The organism is Lysinibacillus sp. NPDC048646 (assembly GCF_050272295.1).
Classification (GTDB): domain Bacteria; phylum Bacillota; class Bacilli; order Bacillales_A; family Planococcaceae; genus Lysinibacillus.
Map to the genome: position 1 here is coordinate 99,800 of NZ_JBNNLZ010000015.1, position 9,490 is coordinate 109,289.

At 30.0% G+C, this 9,490-nt stretch carries 2 protein-coding genes and 1 pseudogene; all 3 read left to right on the forward strand.

The window, feature by feature from the left end; translation table 11 throughout:
* Positions 1 to 3 precede the first annotated feature (3 nt).
* Complete coding sequence (locus ACQKII_RS16130) at positions 4 to 7,776, forward strand: amino acid adenylation domain-containing protein (protein ID WP_427460909.1); 7,773 nt, start codon at positions 4 to 6, stop codon at positions 7,774 to 7,776.
* Between the two features lie 81 nt (positions 7,777 to 7,857).
* Complete coding sequence (locus ACQKII_RS16135; RefSeq protein ID WP_427460911.1) at positions 7,858 to 8,613, forward strand: 4'-phosphopantetheinyl transferase family protein; 756 nt, start codon at positions 7,858 to 7,860, stop codon at positions 8,611 to 8,613.
* A gap of 122 nt (positions 8,614 to 8,735) precedes the next feature.
* Positions 8,736 to 8,837, forward strand: a pseudogene (locus ACQKII_RS16140) (ATP-binding protein); the annotation flags it as partial.
* Positions 8,838 to 9,490: the final 653 nt, after the last annotated feature.

Here is a 9,490-nt window from a genome sequence, read left to right on the forward strand (position 1 = left end):
ATTATGACAAAATTAAAGAGCTTATCTGAAATAGAGAAGAAACAACTTCTAAAAAAGGTTATGTCTGGGCAAAGTGATAATATCGATCTTGCATCTCTTGGCCAAACACGTTTATGGTTATTGAATGAGCTGGATAATAGCTCTCAATACAATATAAATACAGCATTACATATAGAAGGGAAAATAGACGAAGAAATTTTACAGTCTTCTATAACAGAAATAGTTAAACGTCATGATTCGTTAAGAACAACGTTACCGAATATTAATGGTAAACCACATCAAGTGGTTACACCTAACGTTAAAAAATTAAGCGGGATTGATGAATTTGATTTCAGCAATATAAGTATGAATTCTAATGAATTTCTAAATGTTATTAAAAAAGAGGTAAATGTACCGTTTAATCTTCAAGAAGGTCCTTTATTTAAAACAAAACTTTTTAAATTTAAAAATAATCATTGTGTTTTGGTTTTTATAATGCATCATGCAATATCAGATGGATGGTCGACGGGTATCTTGCTAAGAGATTTTATAGAAATATATAACAAAAAAATGATTAATATTAATGCTTCATTGACTCAGTTGGATTGTAGATATACTGATTTTTCCAGATGGCAACGTAAGATTTTGCAACAGAATAGTTTTAAAGGGAAAATTGAATTTTGGAGAAAAAAGTTAAGTGGAGATCTACCAATTTTACAATTACCGACGGATTATCCAAGACAGTTAAAACAAACTTATAATGGTAAGCAAATTGAATTTGTGATAGAAAAGGATACTTTTAGACATATTAGGGAATATTGTCAAAACTATAATGTTACTCTGTTTATGTTTTTACTCGGTGCATATAAAAGCATGCTTTATAAATATACAAATCAAGAAGATATCATAATAGGAATTCCAGTAGCTAATCGAGAAAAAACTGAGTTTGAGGAGATAATGGGCTACTTTGGCAATACGATTGCTCTAAGATCGAAAATTCATGGAGATATGTGTTTTGAAGATATTTTAAAATTAGTTAAAGATACTAGTCTAGAGGCATTAGAAAATCAAGAAGTACCTTTTGAGAAAGTTGTAGAGAGTGTAAAACCTGATAGGAATGATGCTTATCCACCAATTTTTCAATCAATGTTTGTCTTACAGAATGACCCTATTAATATTGGAGAATTGAGAGACTTAAAATATGATATTTTAGACATTCATACAGATACTGCAAAATATGATATTACATTAAATATGACTGAGAAAAAAGGCTACTTGATAGGAAAGGTAGAATATAACTCTGATTTATTTAAAGAGAGTAAAATAAAAATTCTTATTGACAGCTACGTTAGATTTATTCAGGAGATTTTAAAAGATTCAACACAATTACTAAAATCATTCTCCATTTTAGATAAAAATGAAATTAATGCTATTCAAGATAAACAGCATAATGTAACGGAATTCCCAAGAATGAAATCGGTTCAAGATGTATTCTTAGATATAGTAAATATGTATGGTGCTATGACGGCTCTACACTCTCAGGAAAGAACTTTAACTTATAGAGAATTGGAAGAACGAAGCAATAAATTAGCTAATTATTTAATAGAAAATGGAGCTAAAAGAGGCCAGAAAATTGGAATGCTCTTAAAAAGATCTAGTAATTCTATAGAAGCTATATTAGCTATTTTAAAAGTGGGATGTTGTTATGTACCTATCGATCCTGATTATCCAGAACAAAGAATTAAATCAATGATAGAAGATTCTGATGTGAATTTAATCCTATCAGATTCAAATAGCTTAACTTATAAATCAGATGAAATATTGACAATTGATATGGATTTTAACGCTAGAGAAATAGCCTCTCAAAGTTTACAGCGTCCTAATATAAGTTCATCTGGTGAAGATATAGCTTATGTAATGTATACATCTGGTTCAACGGGCACCCCTAAAGGAGTAGAAATAACGCACAAATCGATTATACGACTTGTAAAAAATACTAATTATCATGATTCTTCCAAAGATGAGGCATTTATATTGTTTTCTACATTATCATTTGATGCATCTACGTTTGAGATATTTGGAAGTTTGTTAAATGGATGTAAGCTAGTGATTTTTCCACCAGAATTACCAACTTTAGATGATTTGTCTATATTTATTAAAGATCATAAAATAACAACAATTTTTCTAACTGCAGGTCTATTTCAACAACTTAATGATGATCATATAAATAATATGAAAGGCTTAAAAAAGCTTTTAACGGGTGGAGATGCCATTGCTTTAGCGGTTGCAAAAAAATTTAAAGTTATAGCTCCCGATACAATTTTAATGAATGTTTATGGACCGACTGAAAATACAACATTCTCAACATTTTACGAAGTAAGTAAAAATGAAGATTGGAATTCTCCTCTTCCTATCGGGAAAGCAATTTCTAATACCACTTTATATGTTTTGGATAAGGATTTAAATTTGTTACCAGATAGAGTGCCAGGAGAACTTTATTTAGGTGGAGATGGGATTTCGATTGGCTATTTAAAAAGAGAGGAATTAAACCAAGAAAAATTCATCAAAAATCCATTTGAAAATTTTGAGGATCCAATTCTTTATAAAACGGGAGATAGAGTTCAAAGATTGGAAGATGGAAGTATAGAGTTTTTAGGAAGAATAGACAACCAAGTAAAAATCCGTGGTTTTAGAGTAGAGTTAGGGGAAATAGAGCATGTATTATCAAGACATAAAGAAATTAAAGAAGTTGTCGTTACTATTAAACAGACTATTAACTCAGGCAAGCAGCTAATCGCTTACGTTGTTAGTGATATTCCATCGCAAATTATTAGAGAATATTTAGTTGAATCCGTTCCGAATTATATGATTCCTTCTTATATTATTAATATTAATAAATTTCCTTTAAAAATTAATGGGAAAATTGATATAGACGCATTACCTGAGCCATCTATAGAATCAAAAATAGAAAATTTTAATATTGATAATTATACCAATAAACAATTATGGTTTGCCGAAATTTGGAGTGAATATTTAGGGATTAATAAAGAGGTCGTAGGGTTAGATAATGATTTCTTTGAACTAGGAGGAGACTCCATTCTCGCTATTCAAATTATTTCGAAAATAAATAAAAGTGGATATAAACTTTCTCCTAAACACCTATTGGAAAATAGAACTATTAGAAAGTTAGCGAACATATCTCAACACTATAAAGGGGAGAAAATAGTACAGAGTGATTTAGCAGAGGGTGATATAAATCTAACGCCTATTCAAAAATGGTTTTTCTATCAAGATTTACCTAATAAAAATCATTTTAATATGTCTCAACTATATGAGGTAAATGTAGATAAAAAACATCTAGAAATTGCATTACAAAGAGTAATAAATAATCATGATGCATTTAGAATTAGATTTAAAAAAGCGGATGAGGGACATAAACAATATTATAAAGAAACTAAAGAAAAGTTTACATTGCAATCTCTAGATATGAGCAATGTAAATAAAGATAAACAGGAAACTATTTTTGCTAAAAAGACTTTAGAATTACAAGAAGATATTGATATTTACAATGGACCTCTTATTAAATGTATTTATTTCAAAAGAAACACTAAAGAAAAAGATTTACTTTTTGTAACTGCACATCATTTAATAATGGATGGGATATCTTGGAGAGTATTTACAGAAGATTTAATCAGTGAATATAACAATTTAAAAGAAGGAATGGCGCCAACTTTATTAAAAACTTCTACTTTTAAAAAATGGGCAGAGTACTTAAAAGAATATGCTCAGTCAGCACAGATAAAAAAGGAAGCCAACTATTGGCTAGAAGGATTAACTGGAAAATCTGGCTATATACCAACTGACTATAATAAAAATAATACGAGAGAATCAGCGGACATGATATCAAAAGTCATGAGTGCTAAATCCACAAAAATATTGTTGAGTGAAGTTCATAAAAAGTATAATACACAAATTAACGATATTTTAATAACAGCTCTGACTAGTGTTATGAGAAATTGGACTAAAAATAGTAACGTATTAATAAATCTAGAAGGCCATGGTAGAGAAAATCAGTCAACATTTACTGACATATCACGGACAATAGGTTGGTTTACAAGTATTTTTCCATTAGAAATTTCAACAAAAGGCTCCTTTGATAACGACTTGGGGGCTGCTATTAAAAGTGTAAAAGAACAACTCAGAAGAGTTCCACAAAAAGGTTGGAGTTATGGCTTAGCTCGATATCTTTTGGAAGATGAAAAAGTTCAAAATGCATTAAATAGTAAACAGAAAGCTGAAATTAGTTTTAATTACATGGGGAGATTTTCAAATGGGACAAATGAAAATTCTATTACTCCTTCTAAATACCATGTTAATTCTGATAGAACCAATCTAGGTCTCCGTGAACATTTAATAGAAATAAACTGTAGTGTTCAAGATGATCAGTTAATAATGAATTGGACTTACAGTAAAAACAAGCATAGCTTTGAAACTATTGATAAGATTGCTTCGCATTATATTGATATACTTGAAAAGCTAATTAGTCATTGTAAAAATAAGTTAGTTTCAGAAAATACACCATCTGATTTCCCATTAGCCACTTTAAATCAATCAGAGTTAGAATCTATTGAAAAAATTTATCAAGGAAACATTGAGGATATTTGGAATCCAAGTCCTATGCAAGAAGGTATGCTATACCATACTCTTTACGATGAAAAAAAATCTATGTATTATGTTCAATCATGTAGTGAATTACATGGGGAACTTGATATATCTTTATTTAATGAAGCTTGGAACATTGTTATAAATAAAAATGATATATTAAGAAGTCATTTCATTTTTGAAAATATCAAAAGACCATTGTTGTTAGTAAATAAAAATACTCCTTTTGATATTGAAGTTTATGATAGAACTAACTATTCAATACAAGAAAATGATGAATTTTACAATAATTTAATAGCAATTGATAGGGAAGAGAGCATAGATCTTCTACGTGCACCACTAATGAAAATTAAGTTGGTTAATTATAATGAATACCTAACTAAAATGATTTGGGGATATCACCACGCCATAATGGACGGATGGACTTATACTCTAATAATAAATGAATTGATGAGTATATATAAGGATCTTAAAAGGAATCAGAATTATGACAAGTCCAAAAAACCATCGTACGGTAATTACCTATCATGGAGAAATGAGAAAGAAAATCAGAATAAAAGTAAAGATTTTTGGTCTAGAGAGTTAGAAGGAATCATGGAACCAACTCTGTTGAATATAGAAAAAACAAATAAGGAAGGGAATGTTCATACTAATAACTCAATATCATTGTTACTTTCAACAGAAGAATCTCAAAAGTTATACAACTCAGCAAAGTTAAGAAAAGTGTCTTTAAATACTTTATGTTTAGGTTCTTGGGCACTAGTATTAAGTAAATACAGCAAGAACCATGATATTATTTTTGGAGTGACTGGATCTGGTAGATCTACTGAAATTATTAATAGTGAAAATATAGTTGGTCTATTTATTAACACTCTTCCTATAAGAATAAAAGTTGGGAACGAAGCTGAAATAGGATTATGGCTCAAATCTATACAGAACAAACAGTGGGAATTAAGAGAATATGAACATTCTTCACTTACTGATATAAAAGAATGGAGTGACATGGAAAATAGTTCTCCTCTATTTAATCAGATATTTGTTTTTGAGAACTATCCTTCAATAAACGAAGATAAAGAACAGAAAAATGAATTATTGATGAAGAATAGATATTCTCTCGAACACACTAATTACCCTATGAGCATAACTGTTAAGCCCGGTAAACAAATAGAATTTGAAATCAGTTACTTAGAGAGCGTTTATTCGGAATTTTCTGTTCGTAGTATTTTAGAGCATTTAAAAAATGCTGCAGTAGAGCTATCTAATGCTGCTAATTCCTTCCTTAGTGATATAAAAATACTTAGTGAAGAGGAAAAATATAAGATAATAAATGAATTCAATCACGAAATAAAATTACCGGAAAATGGGTGCGGTATTATTTCAATATTTGAAGAAGCAGCTAAACAAAACGCATCTAACATTGCTGTAAGAGCAGGATGTCAAAGTATTAATTACCAAGAGTTAGAGGGAAAAGCAAACCTACTAGCATATTCTTTAATAAGTAAGGGTGTTAAAAAAAATGACCTCATTGGTCTATCAATGAATAAATCTATCGATTTAATTGTTGGTCTCTTAGGAATATTAAAGGCTGGAGCAGCTTATGTTCCCATAGATCCAACTTACCCGAAACAACGAATTGCGCATATGATAAATGATTCAAATATTGAATTAATAATATCTAATGATGAAGTTATTAATAAACTGAAAATTTATCAGTGTAACATACTTACTGTAGATGAATTAACTCAAGAAAATACATCTAATAAAGTTATGCCTTTACCATATATAGAATCTAGTGATGTATGTTATGTAAACTATACTTCTGGCTCTACTGGTAAACCAAAAGGTGTTATGATCACGCATGGGAATTTGGTAAATATGTATAAATCGTGGAAAGCCGCTTACAAATTAACTGAAACAAACGCACATTTACAAATGGCTAATTTATCATTTGATGTTTTCACCGGAGATTGGGTTAGAGCTCTTTGTTCGGGTAAAAAGTTAGTTTTATGTGAATCGATTCAATTATTGGATTCTAAAAAACTTTATAATTTAATGAGTGATGAAAAGGTAGATATTGCTGAATTTGTTCCAGTTGTTCTACGAACATTAATTAGTTATTTAGATAATGAAAATAAATCATTAGATTTCATGAAATTGGTAATTTGCGGATCAGATAGTTGGTATACAAGTGAATATAATTATTTTCTAAAGTTTATGGGTCCAAACACAAGACTAATAAATTCATTCGGTTTAACCGAAGCTACTATTGATAGTTCATTCTATGAAAGAAATGAGTTATTTAGTGATGAAGAGAAACTTGTTCCAATAGGAAAACCTTTTATGAATCAACAATTATTAATTCTAGACGAAAATCAAGAGTTGTTACCAATTAATGTTCCTGGCGAATTATATATAGGTGGCGCAGGGGTTTCAAAAGGGTATGTTAATAATGAAGAAATGAATAAAAGAAATTTCCTTATAAATCAATGGGACAAAAATAATGTATCATATATGTATAAAACAGGAGACATGGCAAGGTTTTTAGAAGATGGAAATGTTGAATTATTAGGCAGAGCAGATAGCCAAATTAAAGTTAGAGGTTTCAGAATTGAGATAGGTGAAATAGAGTTAGCGCTTAAAAAACATCCTCTAATTAATAAGGCAGTAGTATTAGTTCATTCGGAAGCAAAGGACAATAAAGTAATTGTAGGGTATATACAAGCGTACAAACCACTAAGTAAAAATGATTATAAAGATATAAAGCAATTTTTAGCTGAGTATTTACCTTGGTATATGATTCCAGCGTTTATTGAGGAATTAGAGAAGATACCTATAACTCCTAATGGAAAAATAGATAAATTATCTTTACCGTCTTTAAGGGATATTAAGTCACATATGCAGCCATCTTCTCCTCCTCCTTCAACAGAGAATGAAAAGATACTACAACAAATTTGGGGAGAGGTCTTAGATATGAATAACCCGGGCATAGAAGAAAATTTTTATGATCTAGGTGGAAATTCTTTATTAGCTATTCAGCTTACCTTTAAAATTAACAAACATTTTAATACTGATATTACTATCAAAGATGTTATAAGTAATCCTACAATAATTAGCTTTGCCAAACTTTTAAATTAAACAACAAATTTTAAAGAAGAATCCTGGTTAGCATCAGGATTCTTCTTAAATTTACAATTTAAGAAGAAGGGGATGTGAAATTTGGAAATTAAGTCAGGTGAATGTCATATTTGGTGTTTCGATTCAAATGAAGTAACACCAGATTTAGTTAGTATATTAAGCAAAGAAGAAAAAACGAGATATTCGAATTATAAATTCAATAAGGATAAAAATCGATTTCTAAAATCCGCCTCTATGCTGAGAATATTATTATCTCTCTATACAGGAATTTCTTTAGAAAGCATACTTATTTCTAGGAAATGTAATGATTGTGATAGGAATCATGGTAAGCCAACATTAATTAACTGTAGAGAAATTAACTTTTCAATATCATACTCAAAAAATATAGTAGTTATTGGTATTTATAAAAACTACGAAATAGGAGTTGATATTGAATGGATTGATTATGATTTTCCCTACGAAGAAGTAATTCAAAGTATCTTAACTCCTGATGAACTAAAAAAACATAATGTTATGGGTGCGAATGAGAAATTAAAAAATTTCTATTTTCATTGGACTATTAAGGAATCTCTTACAAAGGCAACGGGTCAAGGTTTAAATGAAAGTTTTAATAACATTTCAATTGAACGAGATATTAATTATGAAGCCATTCAAGTCGTAAATTATCCTGGATTTAACAATGCTTTTCAAGACATTACCATGAAATCGATGATGTTTAAAGAAAATTATATGTTATCGCTAGCAGTGTTTGATTCATTAAAGACAATAAAATTTTATAATGAGAATGAGATAATCGAATATACTAAAGGCCTAGGTTACTATTCACATATAACATAGTAATCGGTATTTGTGGAATGCCTGTTGTTATAGAGTATATATTCGACGGATTATCCTAATTTTCTTTTTATTTTCACGATGAAATTAATTAACAGATGAGATGACTTCACAGACCTAAAAACAAACTTAGTCAGTGGAATCGAATATACACTGACTCACGTTTAACGGGAGGTTTGGTAGATCGCTTGATTCACCACGCCCACATCATTTCTTACACAGGGTAAAGCTTCCGTTTGCCAACGCACTTTCGCAGAAGTTGTAAAAATATCGGGTGGCAACACTCTGCATTTTTCGTTGCAATTCTCTGCACTTTTTTCTTGCAAAATACAACGAATAAGTGATTGGTATTAAATTTAACGATAAGCATATTATTTTTTAATACACATCGTTTGGAAATTGTAAATAATATGGTATAATTTACTTAATAAAACAGATAATTAAAAGGACCGTACAGCGCTCGCAACGCTTGTACAGTCCGAACAAAATAAATCGCTTCAAAGGCGATTGGAACTGAGAGAGTAAATCATTCCCAACCGGCCAAGGTATTAAAGGGGTGATTTACTTTTTTTTCGTAAAAGTAAATGACAGCGAAAGTACTAACACGACTAATGAAGAAAAACTAATCATCAATGATTTTATATGGACTATAATTACGAGCAGTAGTTAACGTTTTCTACGTTAGCTCACTGCTCTTTCTTTATGGTTAAATACTTGATATATGGGTGTGATTTTTATAGTTCTTATGTAAGCCCGTATTCAAATAACGCATATAAATAACCAGGCACCTCCGGTACGATAGACGTATCAATTGAAGGAGGTGCTTCCTTATGCTAACGAACAAACTAACAATTGTCCCCGTGACACTAGATCTTATCAC

What these genes read in the sequence shown, in the direction of transcription:
- ACQKII_RS16130 (WP_427460909.1), top strand. Translation starts at nt 4, where the DNA reads ATGACAAAATTAAAGAGCTTATCTGAAATAGAGAAGAAACAACTTCTA.